The sequence below is a fragment of the Mucilaginibacter sp. P4_C11 genome (assembly GCF_056402115.1).
Window position 1 is genome coordinate 73,599 of the sequence record NZ_JBFUIA010000004.1, and the last position, 20,164, is coordinate 93,762.

At 43.1% G+C, this 20,164-nt stretch carries 12 protein-coding genes; 1 reads left to right on the top strand and 11 read right to left on the bottom strand.

The genetic code is table 11. The features are described from left to right. Positions 1–172 precede the first annotated feature (172 nt). Positions 173–2,101, top strand: a complete 1,929-nt coding sequence (locus AC1DU2_RS04965) for an LTA synthase family protein (RefSeq protein ID WP_477383111.1) — start codon at positions 173–175, stop codon at positions 2,099–2,101. Between the two features lie 78 nt (positions 2,102–2,179). Here AC1DU2_RS04965 and AC1DU2_RS04970 read toward each other — a convergent pair whose 3' ends face one another. From AC1DU2_RS04970 to AC1DU2_RS05020, 11 genes are all read right to left on the bottom strand, one after another. Further along, the gene (locus AC1DU2_RS04970; RefSeq protein WP_477383113.1) at positions 2,180–3,832 is read right to left on the bottom strand and encodes a RagB/SusD family nutrient uptake outer membrane protein; all 1,653 of its coding nucleotides are present in this window, start codon (positions 3,830–3,832) and stop codon (positions 2,180–2,182) included. A 20-nt stretch (positions 3,833–3,852) separates the two neighbouring features. Then, positions 3,853–7,044, bottom strand: a complete 3,192-nt coding sequence (locus AC1DU2_RS04975; RefSeq protein WP_477383116.1) for a SusC/RagA family TonB-linked outer membrane protein — start codon at positions 7,042–7,044, stop codon at positions 3,853–3,855. Between the two features lie 568 nt (positions 7,045–7,612). After that, a complete protein-coding gene (pgl, locus tag AC1DU2_RS04980) occupies positions 7,613–8,344 on the bottom strand; it encodes a 6-phosphogluconolactonase (protein ID WP_477362525.1) in 732 nt (243 codons plus the stop codon). 131 nt (positions 8,345–8,475) lie between these two features. Next, positions 8,476–9,990: a glucose-6-phosphate dehydrogenase gene (zwf, locus tag AC1DU2_RS04985; protein WP_477383118.1), complete on the bottom strand. Its 1,515-nt coding sequence runs from the start codon at positions 9,988–9,990 to the stop codon at positions 8,476–8,478. Between the two features lie 26 nt (positions 9,991–10,016). Next, positions 10,017–11,441 (bottom strand): NADP-dependent phosphogluconate dehydrogenase, encoded by a 1,425-nt coding sequence (gndA, locus tag AC1DU2_RS04990; protein ID WP_477362521.1) that lies wholly within the window; start codon positions 11,439–11,441, stop codon positions 10,017–10,019. 1 nt (position 11,442) lies between these two features. Further along, entirely contained in the window at positions 11,443–12,066 is a 624-nt protein-coding gene (locus tag AC1DU2_RS04995) for an HAD family hydrolase (RefSeq protein ID WP_477383120.1), read from the bottom strand. A gap of 8 nt (positions 12,067–12,074) precedes the next feature. Further along, positions 12,075–13,172 (bottom strand): transaldolase, encoded by a 1,098-nt coding sequence (gene tal, locus AC1DU2_RS05000; protein ID WP_477362517.1) that lies wholly within the window; start codon positions 13,170–13,172, stop codon positions 12,075–12,077. A 325-nt stretch (positions 13,173–13,497) separates the two neighbouring features. Then, positions 13,498–14,205, bottom strand: coding sequence for a ribose 5-phosphate isomerase A (gene rpiA, locus AC1DU2_RS05005; protein WP_477383123.1), 708 nt, complete (start codon positions 14,203–14,205; stop codon positions 13,498–13,500). Between the two features lie 167 nt (positions 14,206–14,372). Next, positions 14,373–16,376 (bottom strand): transketolase, encoded by a 2,004-nt coding sequence (tkt, locus tag AC1DU2_RS05010; RefSeq protein WP_477383125.1) that lies wholly within the window; start codon positions 16,374–16,376, stop codon positions 14,373–14,375. Positions 16,377–16,397: 21 nt separating this feature from the next. Next, positions 16,398–17,153, bottom strand: a complete 756-nt coding sequence (locus AC1DU2_RS05015; RefSeq protein WP_477362511.1) for an ROK family protein — start codon at positions 17,151–17,153, stop codon at positions 16,398–16,400. 369 nt (positions 17,154–17,522) lie between these two features. Then, complete coding sequence (locus tag AC1DU2_RS05020; protein ID WP_477383127.1) at positions 17,523–19,904, bottom strand: alpha-L-rhamnosidase-related protein; 2,382 nt, start codon at positions 19,902–19,904, stop codon at positions 17,523–17,525. Positions 19,905–20,164 lie beyond the last annotated feature (260 nt).

A 20,164-nucleotide genomic window follows, 5' to 3' on the forward strand; every position in this document is an offset into this window, starting at 1 on the left:
TTATTTTAAATTATGACAAAAAATTAAAGCAAGATTTTTGCTTATTTATTACATTCGTTGCTTTTACAAGCACCCCTGCATTTAAACGACGATAAATTTACCATTGTTCCTTAACAGGGGACAATCACCTTTCGCCTTACACAATTTGGGGGGTAGCCAAAACAACACTTTCATGGAAGATAAATTTAGGTTATCCGAGTATAAGGTTCTTATATATCGAATGTTTTTAGGCTACCTGTTCTATTTTATAGCCCGGGTTTTATTTTTTGCTTATAACACGCACCTGTTGGCTGTTGATAATCTTTCCACGCTGTTAAAACTTTGCTATTTCGGAATGGCCTTTGATACCACTGCCCTGCTATACGTTAACAGCCTGTTTATTTTATTAAGCATACTACCCTTAACCATCAATACCCGGCCGGGGTACCAAAAGGGCATCACCATTTTATACTTTGTTAGCAATTTTTTGGCCTACGCCACCAATTTTGTCGATATCATTTACTATCGCTTCAGCCAGGTGCGTTCAACTAAAGCGGTGCTTGATGTTCTGTCCGATGAAACCAACAAAAAAGCGCTGCTTGAGCATTTCACCTGGGCCTATTGGTATATCCTGGCGATATTTATATTGTGTTGCTTGTGCTGGGTTTGGCTGTATTACCGCGTAAAAGCTAAGCCGCGACCTGTAAAGCATTTGCAGCCCTACTTTATAACATCTGTAGTTTCGCTCCTTGTTGCCGTGGCGCTGGTTATAGGTGGTATCCGGGGCGATTTTGCGCACAGTACCAGGCCTATTAATATGGTAGATGCCTACAAACACGTTACTGTGCCCAACCAGGGCGATGTGGTATTAAATACCCCCTTTGCCATTATCCGCACAATCAGCAGCAACAATTTTAAGATTCAGCACTGGACAACTACCAATTATATTAACGCCAACATTAAACCTATAAAACAGTACAACAGTAAGCCCGCTGCAAAACCCAACGTAGTGATCATCATTTTAGAAAGCATGGCCAAAGAGTATTGGGGCAGCATGAACAGAGGGGCAAACATACCCGGCTTTGTATCGTACACCCCGTTTTTAGATTCGCTATCGGATAACAGCCTGATATTTACCAACGCTTACGCCAATGGCCGCCAGTCTATCCACGCCATGTCGTCGGTTTTGGCGGGCATTCCTTCGTTTCAAACGGCTTTTACTTCATCGCCCTTTGCCAAGCAAAAAATTGAATCTATTGTATCGGTATGTAACAGCATGGGTTATCAAACTTCATTTTTTCATGGCGCGGCAAATGGCTCTATGGGTTTCCAGGGCTTTGGCAGCATTTTGGGCTTTAAAAATTATTACGGCAGAACTGAATATAATGACGACCGGGATTTTGACGGCATCTGGGGCATCTGGGACGAGCACTTTTTCCAATTTATGGGCAAAACGCTCAGCACCCAAAAACAGCCCTTTATGGCTACTTTGTTCAGCTTGTCATCGCACGACCCCTACCAACTGCCCGAAAAATATAAGGCCAGGTTTAAAGGCGGGCCACTAGCCATTGATAAATGCGTGCAATACTCGGATAATGCGGTGCGCGAATTTTTCAACTATGCTAAAACACAACCCTGGTTTGCCAATACTATTTTTGTTATAACTGCCGACCACACCAGCCAAACGTATTACCCGGAATACAGCAAAGGCGTTAACCGCTTTGCCGTACCTATTTTGTTTTACAGCGCCAATACCGCTTATGCCTTAAAAGGTACACGTACCGACCTTGCTTCGCAGATGGACATCTACCCTTCCGTTGCCGATTTAATAGGCTACAACAAGCCCTTCAGGTCATGGGGTCGCAGTTTGATTAACCCTGCGTCGGCGGAACTGCCAAGGGTAATCAACTCCACTGGTAATATTTACCAGCTGATGCAAGGCAACTACATCTATTTGTTTGACGGGAAGAACATTACCGGCATATACGCCGTTACAGATAAGGGCCTTGAAAAAAACCTGATGACCAACAACCCCAATCCTGAGATGAATACCGGCATATCCGATTGTAAGGCCTTTATCCAGGATTATGCGGATAGGATTGTGAACAAGAAATTGAACTAAATGTAAAAGGCCACGCATTTGTTTGCGCGGCCTTAGCAGTATTAACTGATATTATATAAAGAACGATACAAATATTGGTTATTGTTTTGGATTTTTTGTTGGTGCGCTACCGGCAAGAGCCGGGTTGTAGGCCAATTCATTATCCGGAACATCCCAGTAATCAAGAAAATTATAATTTATTGTTGCGTGAGTACTCACAACTGCAGAATTGCTGATTACAACAGCATTTGTACGGCCGCCACCAGCAGATATGTCATTGATTACCCCCCATCTCCTGGCATCATAAAAAGATAAACCTCTAAATGCTAAACCTATGCGTCGCTCTTTTCTGAGTTCTTCTTTAACAACAGCCACACTACTTGTTGTGCCTGCAACTGCGACCAAACCAGCTCCCTCGGCATTCCGTACTTTATCAATACTGGCAAGTGCGGCCGGCAGGTTACTCAGGTAAATATTTGCTTCGGCTTTCATAAGCTCGTTCTCTTCAAAACTGCCCACTAAAAACATCTCGTACCCGCCGGTATTCCTGTTTGAAAACTGGATTACTCCTGAAGGAAAATTGTTGGCAGCAACACCGGCATCAACCAAGGTGTAACGCGTATTAAAAATATTACCCCTATCGGCATTACCCAGCCAGGTAACAGTTTGTTTAACATTGGCAAGCCTTTTATCGCCCGCTTTAAAATCCTGAACAAAGCGTTCGCTTAATTTATAGGTGTTGCCGCCGGCAGCAGTCGCGGTAGTTTTAGCTGACACAGATCCGCTTAAAGCATCTAACAGATCATTTGTTGCATTCGATCTTAGCGTAAATACTTTTTCGCCTTGTTGAATCCCTGTATTTGCCAAAGTTAAAACAGATGTCCATTGCGCCGTAGTCATGGTAGCCACAGGCGTATTAACCAAAATATTACGCGCTTTAAGCGTGTTAATATTGTGCTTCCATTCGTCTATTGTTAAAATACCGCCATTACCAACCTGGGTAAAATCCGGAATCAGCTTACCTAACAGGGAACTGTAATCGGCCACATTGGTAATGCCTGATAAAGCCGCGGCTGCTTTATCTAAATCAGCATTCGACTCGGCAATGATAGCCTCTTTAGTTACATAATTACCGTTGGTTGCCCCCGCAGTACTATTAATAATACCGGCGTAATATATTGAACCAATGCGGGCGTAAGCAAATCCCTTCCACCAATAGGCCCATGCCGTCATGGTTGCTTTTTTTGCAGCAGCGTCGCCAGAAAATGATGCTTTTGAAACCGACGCCAATATAGTGTTGCAAACATTGTTTAGCTGGTACATATATGCCCACTCGTAGTAGGTGGTGTTTTGCCCCTGGTTGCCATTTAAATTTATCGACCGCAAAAAATCGTGCTGTTTAGCAGGGGCGCTCGGGTTCAGTACTTTTGTGCCATCATCTAAAATTACGTAATCGGGACAGCCTATCTGGTTAATGTAGCCATTGGCAGCTTCGGCGCCAATCACATCGCCCATCATTTCGTGAAACCCAACGGCTCCGGAGTAAAAAAGGCCAAAAATACCATCGCCATATTTTAAGGTGCGGAACCCGTCTTCATAAACACCTCCCTGCGCAAATGAAATAATGCCCGATTCGGTAGTTGCATTATCCACCGTTGGCGAATTCGGATTTTTTACGTCAAGCTGCTTTTTACATGATGTTATTACCAATGCAAAAAGCACTGTTACTAAATATATTTTCTTTCTATTCATGATCTTGCTATTGTTAATAATTATAAGCCAATGTTTAAGCCAAGCTGGTAGGTTTTGGTGTTAGGGATGGTATTATGATCAACCCCCCTATCAAAGGCCGAGTTTCCTGTACCTGAACTAATTTCGGGATCATAACCTGTGTATTTGGTTATAGTAACCAGGTTACGTCCTGTAAAAACCAACTGTAGTTTTTTTAATGATTTGGTATGGAAAAAAGAGTGCAGATTAACGGCAAGCGATACGTTCCTTAACCGGGCAAATGAAGCATCTTCATAAAAATAATTTTTTGTGCCGTTACGCGATACCTGTGCGTAAACTCCCCTGTAGAATGCTGTCCATGCGCCGCTGGCACCATCGATATTAATTGATTTATCATAATCGCCACTGATACCATCACGGTACATCCATTCCTTTGTCTGGTTATAAATATGGCTGCCATATACCCAATCTACCTGGAATGAAAGACTTGCAATATTGCTGAACGAGAAGTTGTTGATAAACGACATATTAAACTTAGGGTTGGGATCGCCCAGGCTATATTGAGATGATGTTACAAAAGGTTGCTTGGTGGTTTTGCTTACTACCCAGCCATTGCTTGCTGCGACGTAGTCTCCCTGCTGGCTTTGTGGTATAAAGTAAGTTCCATCGGGCGCTTTTTCATCAACTTTGTGCAGCATCAAAAAACCGTAAAGCTGGCCTATCTTCTCACCGGCCTTTAACACGTAGTTTGAACTGCCCGCAGCAGACGTTACAACAACGGGTTGACCAACAACAGAAGAAATAATTGATTTAGAGCGGCCAAAGTTAGTTGTAAAATCCCAGCTGAAAGCTTTGCTTTTATATGGGCTGAAATTTAAAGCTACCTGAATACCGTTTGATGATAAGCCAAACGCGTTTTGCAAAATACTGCCAACGCCTGTGGATGGAGCAGCATCAACACGATAAATGGCATTGTCGGTTTTGCGTTTCCAATAACTTACCGACAGTGTAAAATTCTTTAGCCAATTACCCTCTTTAAGTCCGGCTATAGCTATATCGGTACCAATTTCTGTTTCTTTTGATACCTCTACACCCAAATCGGGGTTAGGTTGGTTGGGATCGAGAAAGAAGGCGCTTGAGCCGCCCACATTTTTTGTACTGAGTGTAACATAGCGCTGAAATGCGCCTGGTTGAATACCTGCCTCGCCGTACGCGGCCCTGAATTTAACTTCCGGGAAAATTGTGCCTAAACTACCGTCATTCCAAAAGCTAAATGATGATAACCTTAAGTACGCATCGGCCCTTGGAAAGGTAAATGGTTTTGAACCCCTGCCAAATGCAGATGAATAATCGCTTCTGAAACCACCCGAAATACCACCATACTCACCATAATCAAATTTTTGATTTACCAGGTAACCATAAGTTATAAACGGCTCTACATAATCATACTGGGTTTTAAAAACCAGGTAATTGGATGAGTTGAACGGCGTGTATGACGGCGCATCGGCACCATAGGTAATAAAATCTTTATAAACGTTTTTACGATAATCGTAGGTTAACTGCGTAGATGTTTTTAAAGGTATATTGAGATGAAAATCATTTTTAAAATCGGTACGGAAAGTTGCAGTACCAATCAGATTCTGAAATACTGTTGATGCGTTGTCCTTCGTTGTTTCGCCTGTTTGGGTAATTGTAGGGGCCGAGTAGTAATTTGTTAAATACACTTGCGTATATCCCGCGTTGGCATTATTATCCTGCGCATCTATTAGGTAAGTGTTGTTATTGGTATTATAATTTAAACCATATTTTACATCAAGCTCAACAAATTTTGGAAATGTATAGGTTAAGTTAAAGTTTTGCAACAAATCTATTTTGGCAATTTTGCTGTGACTGTACTGTGTGTTGTAATTAGGGTTAAAACCGTTTACACCTGTGGCATCGCCAAAGTAAGAGCCATAGTTACCATCAGGATCGGTATAATTATAATTTGCAAATGGCCTTGTATTATTTAAAGAATAAAGAATACCACGGCCTGTTTGATCCAGTAAATTATTCTGGGTGTAAATTAACTGCGTATTGGTGCGGAACTTTAGCCCCTTAAAAAGCTGGATACCGATATTGGCGGAAAAGTTTGATCGTTTATAGTCGCCGTTATTTTTAAACGTAGTGTTCTGATAACTGTTAGATGCAGAAACATTATAGTCTATTTTCTCGGCACCGCCATATATACTGATTGAATTATTGATGGTTGAAGCACTTTTAAAAAATTCCTTGTAATGATCATAATAGGTCAGGTTCTTATACGGTTTGTTGTTTTGGTTAAGTGGGTCAAGGCTATTCCAGGTAACGTTTTCCGGGTAATAGCTCAGCGTCTTATCAAACACAAGCGGCTTTCCGGATGCCGCGCCTAATATATTCCCGCTGGCATCAGTAACCAGGCTCATTGATTTAGCTTTATGTACATCGCCGCTATTGATTAATGTATTAACGCCGGCGCTGGAAGATATGTCCACATGCATTGATCCGGGCTTACCTTTTTTGGTAAATAACTGGATAACACCATTGGCACCCTGGGCACCATAAATTGTACCTCCCGCCGCTCCTTGCACAACCTCTACCCGCTCAATGTTATTTAGATCAATAGCGTTAATATCGGTGGCCGATAGCTGCACTCCATCAATCAAAATAAGTGGTTTTGTGCCGCCTTGAATGCTATTGATACCTCTGAGTACAATATTAACCTGCTGACCTGGGTTTCCGTTTACGCTCGAGATTTGCGCTCCCGGAATTTTACCCACCAGCGCTTGGTCAATTGAAGCGCTTGGAGTAGCCGGTAATTGCGCTGCCGTTACCGATTCAACCGCGATACCAAGTCTTGTTTTACTTGTAGCCACACCCGAGCCTGTGACAACAACCTCGCTTAATAATTTAGAATCGTCGAGCAATGTAGCATTTACCACATTTGATTCAATTGGAACTTCCAATTTTACATACCCTATAAAGGTAAAAACCAATGTTTTGGCCGTAGCAGGCACACTTAAGGAAAACTTACCGTCTCCGGATGTTTGTGTTCCTAAGCGGGTACCCTTTATTACAACACTTACACCGGGAATCGGCAGGCCATCGCTTTTACCAATGACAGCACCCGTAATGGTTCGGTTTTGGGCGTACGCGTATTGGCAAAATAATGCCAATAGTATCCCCATCAAGTTTTTGAGAAAACTTTTTTTCATACTTAAATCAGTTAAATAGTTAATAGTTGTTAACTAACAAGATAGCTTGTAACATTTATATTACAAACGAGGCGCTAATTTTTAGCAATGACGTAAAATAGAGGGGAATTTGGGCACAATTATTTTGTGATTTTCATTTTTTTGTATGCTTTATTTAAATAAACGAAATCAAAAATAGATTCTTGTGCTAAAAACTAAATAAAAAAAGACGATATGTTACGATATTGTTATGCAAAAATTAAAATTTACAATACTTCATAATAAAACAACTTGGTGTATATACATATTTTACCATTTAAAATAAAAAATATAAAACAAAGATACAAATACCGCCTATTTTATAAATAAATCCCAAATGACACCACAAAAAACCTATAAATCAATATATTTAGTTTTTAAGAACAACCATTTAATCATTGATTATCGATTTATTTATAATTATATAATTACACTAAGTACATCCCTTTTTATTAGTAAAAAAGCAATGATTTTTGCAAATCTTCAGATAAAAAAAAGGCCGGTAGATGGTTAATCTATCGGCCTTTTTTATCTGATCGAAATGTCTTAGTTACTCCAGCTCCTGCAGGTTTGCAGCGGCGGGTTCGTCTAAAAACCACTCCGTTTCGCCAACTATCGAATCTATCAGTTGGGCAGGGTATTCTTCAATGTCTTCATCATCTTCCAGTACATGGTGAACGGCAATTGCTTTGCCCTCGCCATAAACCAGGAACGCGATGTAGCGGGCATCATTAATCAGCGGGGCATTCAGTGTGATACGCCACACCTGCTGATCTTCCAGCCACACTTCTTTTACACCTGGCGTCGTATCATGCAATACCGGTGTATGTGGGAATAATGATGCGGTATGCGAGTTATCGCCTAAGCCTAAAAGTACCAGGTCAAAGCTTAATTCATCTTCATCAAAAAATGTAGCTATCATATCCCAATACCTTGCAGCGGCGTCGGCCGGTTCAAATGTGGTATCAACAGCAAATATGTTGGCCGGGCTTATCAGCAGCGGATCAAACAGGGCGGTTTTGGCCATTAGGTAGTTACTGTCCTTATGGGTTTGGGGCACATTGCGCTCATCGCCAAAAAAGAAATAAACTTTTGTCCAGTCTACCTGGTCGGCATAACTGGTTGAAGCAAGCAGCTCATACAATTTTTTTGGCGAGCTACCACCCGAAAGGGCTACTGTAAACTTACCCCTTGCGGTGATTGATGCATCGGCTATTTTAACAAAATAATCTGCCAGCGCCATCAGCACTTCATCGGCTGTATTAAAGATATTTAAATTCATATTTTTTAAGTTCGAGGTCCGTGTTGCGTGGTTCCAGTTGCGAGGGTCGTGTTGCGTGGTTCGGGAAAAGAATCTATCTATTCATAAACCAAGCACCCGAGCCTCGCACCACGCAACCCGAACCACAATTACTATTTTTTTCCGTTCACCGGTAAGGTAAACCAGTTAAAGCCGTCGCGGGCAATTAATGCTTCGGCAGCTTCAGGCCCCCATGAATCGGCAGAATAGTTAGGAAAATTCAGGCTCTTTTTATGTTGCCAGGTGCTTAGTATCGGCATAACCAGCGCCCATGCCTCTTCTACCTGGTCACCACGCATAAACAGGGTTTGATCGCCCATCATGGTATCCAGTATCAGCGTTTCATAAGCTTCGGGTGCCTGGTTGGTATAGGTGCCTTTATAATCAAACACCATGTCAACCACGTTTAATACCATGTCAATTCCGGGGCGCTTGGCCTGTACCTGCAAACGGATACTCATTTCGGGCTGAATGCTGATGATGAGCCTGTTTTGCTGCCAGCTTTCGGCGGCCTCTGTTGGGAATATTAAATGCGGAACATCTTTAAATTGTATGGTAATAACCGATGATGACTGGTGCATTCTTTTACCGGTACGTAAATAGAATGGCACACCCTGCCAGCGCCAGTTATCAATAAAGAATTTAATAGCTGCAAAAGTTTCGGTATTTGATTCGGGATTAACCTTTGGCTCTTCACGATAACCGGCTACTTCTTTTCCTTTCATCCATCCGCTGCCGTACTGGCCCCTAACGGCCGAACTGCGTACATCTTCGGGTGTAAACTTACGCATGGCTTTTAATACATCAACCTTACGGTCACGCACTTCATCGGCGCTAAAGCTAACCGGCGGCTCCATGGCAATATGGCAAAGCAATTGAAGCAGGTGATTCTGGATCATGTCGCGCATTGCGCCAGAACCGTCGTAGTAATCTCCGCGCTCTTCAACGCCCAATTGTTCGGTAACCGAGATTTGTACGTGCTCAATATAATTACGGTTCCACAGCGGCTCCATAATGGAGTTTGCAAAGCGGAAAGCCATAATATTCTGTACGGTTTCTTTACCCAGGTAATGGTCTATACGGTAAATCTGGCACTCGTCAAAAATGCTTTTTAGTAAGGCATTCAGTTCCTTAGCTGTTTCCAGGTCGTGTCCAAATGGTTTTTCGATAATGATACGTACCCGTTTTTTATCGTCGGCCAGTTTAGCTTTTGATATGTTGGATGCAATGATTGGGAAAAAATTAGGCGCTACCGCAAGGTAAAACAATACGTTGGCTTTAGTTTTCCACTCGGCATTATGTTTTTCAATTCGTTTTCCAAATTCCTTGTAGGTTTCAAAGTCGTTAGCATCTGATACCTGGTAGTAAATATTTTTTACAAATTCGGTCCATTGTTTATCGTCGGTTTTACCGTTACGCGAAAACTGGTTAATATCGTTATGCAGGTTTTCTCTGAATTGCTCGTCGGTTAATTTTGTACGACCGGTACCAATTATCGAAAACTGCTTAGGCATCCAGCCATCTAAATATAGATTATAAAGGGCCGGGGCTATTTTACGGGAATTTAAATCGCCCGTTCCGCCAAAAATGATAAATATGGTAGGGTCTGATTTCGTGCTTGCGCTCATTGTGATCAGCTTTTAATAGTTTATGTTTAGTCTTCGGCTTTGGTCCACTGTGTGTGGAAAGTTCCTTCTTTGCCTATTAGCTCGTAGGTATGTGCGCCAAAATAATCGCGCTGGGCCTGTGTAAGGTTCGATGGCATCTTTTCGCTTCGGAAAGCATCAAAATAGCTTAAAGCCGATGCATATCCCGGTGCCGCAACACCGGCCGCTATTGTGCCAGATAAAATTTTCCTAATCCCAGGAAGTGTTTCACTCACCAGTTTTTGAACATCGCTGTCCAATAATAAATGCGGCAGTTGTGGGTCTTTGTTATAGGCATTAAAAATATCGTTCAAAAACTCCGAACGGATGATACAGCCGCCTCTCCAAATCTTGGCAATCTCGCCAAGGTGAAGGTCATACTTGTACTCTTCAGATGCTTTTGACAGCAGGTGCATGCCCTGTGCGTAAGTAACTATAGATGTAAAGTAAAAAGCCTGCTCCAATGCAACCAGTAATTCATCTTTATCGCCTGCCAGTTCAATTTCAGAACCGTAAAGGGTTGAAGCCTTTTCGCGCAGGTGCTTGTATTTAGATAAATCGCGCATAGATACCGAAGTATCGATGGTTGGGATAGGTGTAACCAGGTCCATAGCCACTTGTGATGTCCATTTACCGGTACCTTTGGCTTTTGCCTCATCCTTAATATCATCCAGTAACAGGTGATCTGTTCCCGGGACCTTGTATGCAAAAATATCTTTGGTTATATCCAACAAAAACGACTGTAAACGGCCGGCGTTCCACTCGGCAAATATTTTTTGGATCGAATCGTTATCCAGCTTCAAGCCTTTCCTTAGTATCTCATAAGTTTCGGCAATTACCTGCATAATACCATACTCGATACCATTATGCACCATTTTAACAAAGTGACCAGATGCACCAGGGCCAATGTAGGTTACGCATGGCGCGCCATCAACCTTAGCGGCAATGGCTTCAAATATCGGTTTCATTACTGCGTAGGCATCCTTATCGCCGCCCGGCATCATGCTTGGGCCGCGACGGGCACCTTCTTCGCCACCAGATACACCCATGCCAAAAAAGTGCAGGCCAATAGCCTCCAATTGATCAACACGGCGGTTGGTATCGGTAAAGTGCGAGTTGCCGCCATCAATTAAAATATCGCCTTTCTCCAATAACGGCGTAAGTTCCTCAATTACTGCGTCTACAATTTTACCGGCAGGTACCAGCATCATAATGGCACGTGGTGTGGTAAGGCTTTGTATAAATTCTTTTACATCGCCAAAGCCTTTAGCGGCCCTGTCGCCGGCCTCATCATTTAATGACGATACCTTTGCGGCGTCCTTATCATGCCCGGCTACTGCAAAGCCATGATCGGCCATGTTAAGTAGTAAGCTGCGGCCCATAACGCCTAAGCCTATCATGCCAAAAGCATATTTATCTGTTGTTGCGCTCATGTTATTTGAGGTTTTCTTTTTTAAGGTCTTCTAATATTTTTTTGGTGGTCTCGAAACTGGTATGCTGAAACGAGCGGATCCCCAGTTTTTGGGCCGTGGTAACAAACATCATCCTGTCATCAAAGTACACACATTGCTGGGGCGATGCCTGGGCAATACCCATGGCCAGTTGCCATATGCCCGGATCGGGCTTGCGCATTTTTACCTCGCACGATGATACAAATGCATCGAATGCATCGTGTAGTTTAAACTTATGCACGCGGTAATCATTTAACTCTTTACCCTCGTTATTAAGGGATATAATACGGAAACCGCAATCTTTTTTCCACTCCTTAAGCCAGGCCAGCATATCCGGCAGTTCATACGAAGTAGAATAGATAAAATCCTTAAAATCTTCCCTTACAAAATCGCGGGGATGGTTAAATATAACCGTATCCAGGTACTCATCTAAGGTGATGCTGCCAATTTCATATACGTTGAAAATGAAATTGTGCAGGGCGTTTACTTCGGCATAATCAAGGTTAAACCTTTTGGCTGCTTCCTCGCGTGCCTCATGCCCCCACCCGTTCGACAATAAAATACCTCCTACGTCGAAAAAAAGGATCTTTACGTTTGCGGTTTCCATAAAGCCGTTTAGGCTACTTTACTTTTTTGATCTTCGATAGCTTTTAACAGTTTTTCGAATGGTTTATTAAATTTTTCGATGCCTTCATCTTCCAGTTGTTGGGTAATGGCGTCAAGATCGATGCCTAAATCTTTCAATTTGGCCAATGTTGCTGTTGCTTCATCTAAACCTGCTTCAAGCGTGTTGGCAGCAATACCATGATCGCGGAAAGCTTCAACAGTTTCTAAAGGAACGGTATCAACAGTATCAGGGCCAATTAAAGCCTCTACATATTTGGTATCTTTAAATGCAGGGTTTTTGCTGCCTGTACTTGCCCAAAGTAAACGTTGTGGCTGTGCACCTTCGGCAGCAAGTTTTTGCCATCTTTCGGTACTAAATACCCTTTTGTATATTTCGTATGCTTTTTTAGCCGATGCAATAGCTACTTCGCCGACTAAAGCTTTTTCGCCTTTTGCTTCCAACAGCGGATCAACAATAACATCAATACGGCTTAAAAAGAAGCTGGCTACTGATGATATGTGCGCAATTTTATGGCCCGCAGCTAAATGCTCCTCTAAACCAGAAATATAGGCTTCAGTTACTTCTTCGTAACGCTCCAAACCAAAAAGCAGGGTAACGTTAATGTTGATACCTTTTGCAATGGATTGCTGAATAGCCGCCAAACCCGGTTTTGTACCAGGAATTTTGATCATTACGTTTTCGCGGTCAACTTTATTCCAAAGTTCTTCGGCCTGTTTTGCTGTACCTTCGGTATCTAATGCCAAAAACGGAGAAACTTCCAGGCTAACATAGCCGTCAACTTTGTTCGATTCGTCATACACGCCTTTAAACAGGGCAGTAGCTTGCTGAATATCGCTTATGGCTAAACCAAAAAATATCTCTTCGTTATCTTCGGTGGTTGCCGAAAGTTCCCTGATATCATTGTCATAATCAGCGCTGCCGGTTATTGCTTTTTCAAAAATAGCCGGGTTTGAGGTAACGCCTCTTACGCCATCTTCGTCAATTAGTTTTTGCAGTTTTCCGGATGCGATGATTTCGCGGTCGATAAAATCAAGCCAGATACTCTGTCCGAAATCATGTATCTGTTTTACATTGTTGGTTGCCATATTGGTCGGTTTTTAATATTATATTTTTTATTGGATTGAATTTCAGATTTGCGAATGCCTATGAATTTGATAGATATTTCCTGCAAATGTATTCGTTTGATCCGTTTTGTAAAGTTCTTTGTTAATATTCTATTTATTGTAAGCTAAATATCATCATTCGGTTACACCAGCGTAACAAATTAGAGTCAAGATATTAGAGTCAAGAATCAAGAAACACAACGATAGTAGCCTAATTTATTGTTCTTAGATTACTAATTTCTATATCAAGGCATTTTTTGCGCTTCTCTTGATTCCTGGCTCTTGACTCTTGATTCTCATCGTTATGTTAATTATTAGATGCTACCAAAATTTCGAGGTTGTACCCTATAAATAAGCCACTCTCGATAACGCCGGTAATTCCCTTTATATCTTTCTCTAAAGTTAGCGGCACATCATCAAAGCGGCAATCCAAAACCATGTTATTGTTTTCGGATATAATTGGGCCATCCTTGCCTTTGGCCGGCCTGATCACGATGCTGTTGGCTCCTAACTTTTGCAATTCGGCCTCTACATATAACAGCGCCTGCGGAAATACCTCAATAGGGATAGGGAAGTTTGTACCTATCTTATCCACTATTTTGGATTCATCTACAATAATATAGTTAACCGCACTGGATGCAATCAGCAGCTTCTCCTTAAACATTGCTCCGCCGCGGCCTTTAATCAGGCTGTTGTTCGGGTCAACCTCGTCGGCGCCATCAAACAGCCAGTCGGGTTTGTGCTCAAACAAAGTAGTAAGCGGTATGCCCAGCTTGGTGCAAAACATCGAAATCTCTAACGATGTGGGGATAGCTAAAACGTTTAGCTTCTCCGTCTTGATCCTATCAGCAATAGCCAGCAAGGCCATGTACACCGTAGAACCCGAGCCGACGCCAAGCACATCGCCATCCTTTACTTTAACGGCAATTTGCTGCGCCACCTTTTGCTTGCCCGCGGCATTAATGATCTCTGACGACCACGCAAGGTTTTTAATTAAACTACTATCCCAATTCATTTTTGAGTATCAACTATCGTTTTAGTATCAAGTAGTAAGTATCAAGTATCAAGACTGTTAGCTTTTAATCTCTACTATCAAATCCTGATTGAACTTTAATACTTCGAAACGAAAGTAAGTATCAAGCCGCAGACAAAATCTTGCTACTTGATACTTACTACTTGATACTATAATAAAGCTTTAGCGCGCGCCACTACGTTATCAACTGTAAAACCAAAATGCTTGTACAGGTCATCGGCCGGGGCCGATTCGCCAAAGGTGGTCATGCCCAGCATATCGCCTTCGTCGGTGGTGTATTTGTGCCAGCCCATTGGGGATGCCATTTCAACAGCCAAACGTTTGCGGTATGCTTTAGGGAATACTAATTCCTTATAAGCTGCATCCTGTTTTTCAAATAACTCCCATGATGGCATACTTACCACGCGGGTTGATATACCTTCGGCCTCCAGTTTTACCTGCGCATCCATAATCAAGGCAACTTCAGATCCGGTTGCCATTAATATCAGGTCGGGATTTTTGCTGGCTTCGGATAGGATGTAAGCACCTTTCTCCAGGTTTTCGGCTTTACCATATTTATCCTGGTCAAGGATAGGTAAGCCCTGGCGGGTAAATACCAATATAGTAGGGCCATCTTTTTTCTGAATAGCCACACGCCATGCATGCGCGCTTTCGTTGGCATCGGCCGGACGGATGGTGGTTACATTAGGGATAGATCGTAAAGAAGCCAATTGCTCAACCGGCTGGTGGGTAGTACCATCCTCGCCTAAACCTATACTATCGTGGGTGTAAACAAATATCGGGTTTATCTTCATTATGGCAGCCAAACGTATTGGCGGGCGCATATATTCAGAGAACATCAGGAAGGTCGCGCCAAACGGTAACAAACCTTTGGTTAAAGCCATACCATTTAATGCCGAACCCATAGCATGCTCGCGGATACCAAAGTGAAAGTTACGGCCGCTCCTGTTTTCGGATGTGAACGAATCAAACCCTTTCAGGTTGGTTTCTGTTGATGGGGCCAAATCTGCCGCGCCGCCAATTAAGTTAGGCAAGCTTGCCGCAATGGCGTTTAAAACTTTACCAGATGCCTGGCGGGTAGCCATTTTAGGATCAGAGCCTTTAAATACCGGCAGTTTATCTAACCAGCCTTCGGGCAGGTCGCCTTTAAACGCGGTTTCATATTCGGCTGCTAATTCAGGATATTCTTTTTTATAATCGGCAAATAGCTTGTTCCATTTTTCTTCGGATGCACCACCGCGGGCACCTTTATCATGGTAATATTTCAACACATCATCAGGCACATTGAATGATTTATCCGGATCGAAGCCAAAAAACTCCTTAACCAGTTTAATTTCATCGGCGCCAAGCGGCGAACCGTGCGAGCCTGCAGTACCCGATTTATTAGGGCTGCCGTAAGCGATCAACGAACGCACACGGATCAATGATGGTTTTTGTGCTTCGGCTTTGGCGTTTACTAAGGCCAGCTCTAAAGCGTGCGTATCGTTAACATCAGGCAAATCCTGTACATGCCAGCCGTATGAACGGAAACGTGCGCTTACATCTTCATTAAAAGTAATATCTGTAGCACCTTCTATAGATATGTGGTTATCATCGTATAAATAGATAATGTTACCTAATTCCAGGTGCCCTGCTAATGAAGCGGCCTCAGAAGTTACACCTTCCATCATATCGCCATCGCTCACAATAGCGTAAACGTGGTAGTTAAAAAGATCGTAACCAGGTTTGTTGTAGCGTGCTGCCAGGTGTTTTTGCGCAATGGCAAAGCCAACACCATTTGCAAAGCCCTGGCCCAGCGGACCGGTAGTAACATCAATACCAGGGGCCAAACCATACTCCGGGTGGCCGGCAGTTTTGCTGTTTAGCTGGCGAAAGTTTTTGATATCATCTAAACTTAAATCGTAACCGGTTAAGTATAAAAAGCTGTACTGCAACATACAAGCATGACCGCATGAAAGTATAAACCTGTCACGGTTTGCCCAATCCGGGTTTTTAGGATTGTAATTTAATGCTTTTGACCATAAAACGTGGCCCATAGGTGCAAGCGCCATAGCTGTACCCGGGTGGCCCGAGTTTGCTTTTTGCACTGCATCTGCCGATAAGATCCGTACGGTATCTATTGCTAATTTTTCTATGTCCTGTGTGTTTTCCATTATCTTTTTGGGTATTGTATGTTATGCTGTTGGGGTTGCTATAGCGCGTTTGGTTTTGCTGTCGTCGTCATTTAACCATAACCGCGCGCCGCCTTTAATGCCATCGGCATTGGTTACAATTTTCATGTTTTTATCCAGTTTAAACGTTAACTCATCAGAGTTGCCGCCGCCTATATATAAAGTATCGTAATTGAATACAGTTTTTAAAATCTCAAAAACCTTTTGTATGCGCTTGTTCCATTTCTCTTTGCCCTCTTTTTCCAAGGCCCGTTCGCCAATATACTGGTCGTAGGTTTTACCTTCTTTTATAGGCAGGTGTGCCAGTTCAAAATGGGGCAGCAGGTGGCCATCCATTAGCAACGCGGTACCAAAACCGGTGCCCAGGGTAATTACCATTTCCAGGCCTTTGCCTTTTACTACGCCCAAACCCTGCATATCGGCGTCATTTACTACTTGTGTAGGTTTGCCCAATACATCGGTTAGTTTTTTGGCCAGGTCAAAATCGGCCCATAGCTTGGTACTTAGGTTAGGGGCAGTTTTAACTACACCGTTTTTTACATAACCAGGAAAGCCCACCGAAATCCTGTCATAACCAGGGAATTTCTTCACCAGGGTTTGAATAGCTTTAATCACGTTCTCGGGGCTGGCCGGGGCTGGCGTGGCTATCTTATCGTAATCCATTTTAAGCTCGCCCTTGATATTTAAAATGGTTGCCTTAATGTGCGAACCGCCGATATCGATTGAAAGAATTTTAAACTGGGATGGAGTGTTTTTCATCGGTGTTTTTTGTTGTTAAATTATGATGAAGCTATCATTGGCAGTATAATTAATAGTACAACCATGACCCATCCATCTTTATTGTATTTACCTGTCAGGCGCCTCCCGTTACCGGGCGGGCCTGTTTAATAACTGTAGCGCGTAAATATCACATTTTTAATAATAATTGATTGTTAAATATGTAATTAACGCAAGTGTAACTAATACAATAACTAATAAACATTGCAAGAGTAAAGTTAGCGTTGCTTTTTTCTTTTCAAACAAAAAACCGATGTTTTTTACCGCAACGTGGCAAAAACGACACAAAAATGCTTCATTTATTGGTATTTTCCTAAAAAACATGATATAAATCATACTTTTTTATTGTTTTTAGACAATTATTTTGTTTTTTCCGGGATTAATGGCGTGATTTTGCCCTTTCCAGATAAAAATACCCGATGCGCCGGGCGGTAGAATAACTTCTATATCCCATTTTTCTTTTTTAAACTCATATTTTACGGCAATTTTTCCGTTAGGATGAGGGATCTCTCCGCCTATTTTTTTTAAATCGCCCAGGTGCGGCTCTATTTTTATTTTGCTGAAACCGGGAGCATAACTATCGATACCCAAAATGGTACGGTAAAACTCGATGTTTGGGCTGGCGCCCCAGGCGTGGCAGTCGGACCGGTTATGTTGCAGGTCAGATATTTCGGCCCAGGTGGTAAGTCCCATCCGGATATTGCTGCGCCATATATCAAGCCATTTCAGGTAATCATCGCCATAACCACTTTTAATTAGGGCCTGGTGCAGGTAATATTTAAAGTAGATGGTGCATTGGGTAAGCGTTGTATCGGTCATGAGCTTTTTGCCAAGGGCCGATGCCTGGTCGCCGGTTACCATGCCTGTTAAAATTGCCAGCGAATTGGTATGCTGTGAAAACAGTGGCTGGTCTTCTACATCAGCGTATAGTTGCCTGCCGGGTACCCAATATTTTTGTTGGATAGTGCCTTTTAACGTGTTGGCCATGTCATGATAATATTGCGCGATGATGGGTATACCAAATTTGGCTTCCATTTGGGAAGCCTGCTGGTAAGCCCAAAGCAATTGCAGATCTAACAAAGCCGATGATCCGTTTGCGCTTACGGGGGCCGTACCAAAATCCCAGCCCTTACCGCCCACCCAATCGGCAAAGTTCCAGTACGGGGTGCTTTTTAACGAACCGCCGGGTTGTTGATATTTTCTGAAAAATGCCAGTATATCTTCTACACCCTGCAATTTGCTTTGCACAAAAGCGCTATCGGGCCGGTACATCCAATAATCATGCAGCATGCCTATGTACCATAGCGAGAAGGTTGAAATAATCTGGGGCGAAAACGATGGGTGACGGCTTAAAGTAACCCCTTCGGCAATACGCGAGTGGTCCATCAGGTTAATGGCATTACGCACCAGGCGGTCGTCGCCGCTGTTGTAGTACGATACCAGGGCCTGTATGCGGCTATCGCCCACATATTGCAACTGCTCGTAATACGGGCAGTCGTAATAGGTTTCGCCTGCGCAAAGGCGTGCTGTGCGCCAGCCTATATCCAGCATCTTTTTCATTTCGGCTGTGCCGTCAAGCTTTGCGTTTAGTTTAAAAGGATAGCCGGTAAAAGTGCCGTATACGTCGTCTACCTGTAAAGGCTGGCCGGCGGTTGTTATCTTTAACTCAATATACCTGAACGTGCGAAAGCTAAGCGTATTAAACGACTGGCCAGCGCTGCCATCAGATACGATGCTATCCCGGCGACCCGAAAATATTTTACCTTCTACATCATCACGGTTGCCTTTTTCAAGACCGCCGGGGCCGTGCAGTTTGGTAAATAGCGTTTCGGCATAACTAAGGCTGATGCCGGCGTTTTTACCAAGGCTAAAGTTAAACGATACAAAAGCATTGGTTAAAAAAGTTTGGTCGAGCAAAAAGGTAACAGTGGTATTTGCAGGAATGGTTATAGCCGTTTTAGTGGCCGGGAAGCTTTTGGGGGCGGTAATCCCTTCGGCCTTGCGTAATACCGGGATACGCTGGTAGGTCAGCTCAACCGGCGGAATAGATGAAGGTACCAGCATCCATCCAAAGGCGTTCGGCAAACCTTTGGGTTTCCCCCCTTCTATCTTAGCGGCATTTTTCCAGCCGCTAACATCTGTCTTTTCGGCATTCCAGTTAGCAATACCGGCATTCATATCCACCCGCTCGCCGGGGCCGGCTACGTAATAAGTGCCGTACCCAACGCCTACAATGGGCTTGTATGCTTTGTCGCGGATGCCTTTCCAGCTTTTATCGGTATTAACAATGGCTTCAGCCTCGCCATCGCCCTGCATAATAAATCCTGTCTGGATCGAGATCTGCGCTTCGGGCCGGTAGTCGCCATCGTTCCAAACTACGGCGGCGATTGTATTATTGCCGGCTTTAAGATAAGGCGCCATGTCTACACTTTCGTAGTTCCAGTAATAGGTATCGCCACGGGCGGGGCCTAAGGATATCAGCGTTTGGTTTACGTATAATTTGTATCGGTTATCCGCAGATATGTGCACAATGAATGTAGCTGGTTTGTCTTTTATGTCGATGTTTTTGCGAAAATAGTATATCCCATAGTCTTTCAGCGATTCGCCGGGCACGGTGATCCAGGCCGCTTTCCATTGGCTTTTTAGCAGTACTGGATTAATGGATTGCGCATGGCCGGCAAGTGCAGCCAGGATAAAAAACAGCGATAACGCGGCTTTAAATACAATTTTCATGGAAGGTGGGTTATGATGTGGTTAGCAAGTGCTTAAGTGCTAAATTACAATTAAAATAATTATAGGGTGAATGGAGAATTACCATTTTGTTTAATCCTGCAACACTTTTTTTGTACAGACGCATAATTGCGTCTCTGGCAGACAGGTAACAGATTTTCATGGTTGGATTTGCATACAGTAGACTTGTCTTTATTGGCTGCTCCCTGTTAAATGATCTGCCTACCGGAGGAACTTGTATTGGCCAAAAACAGGCACAAATA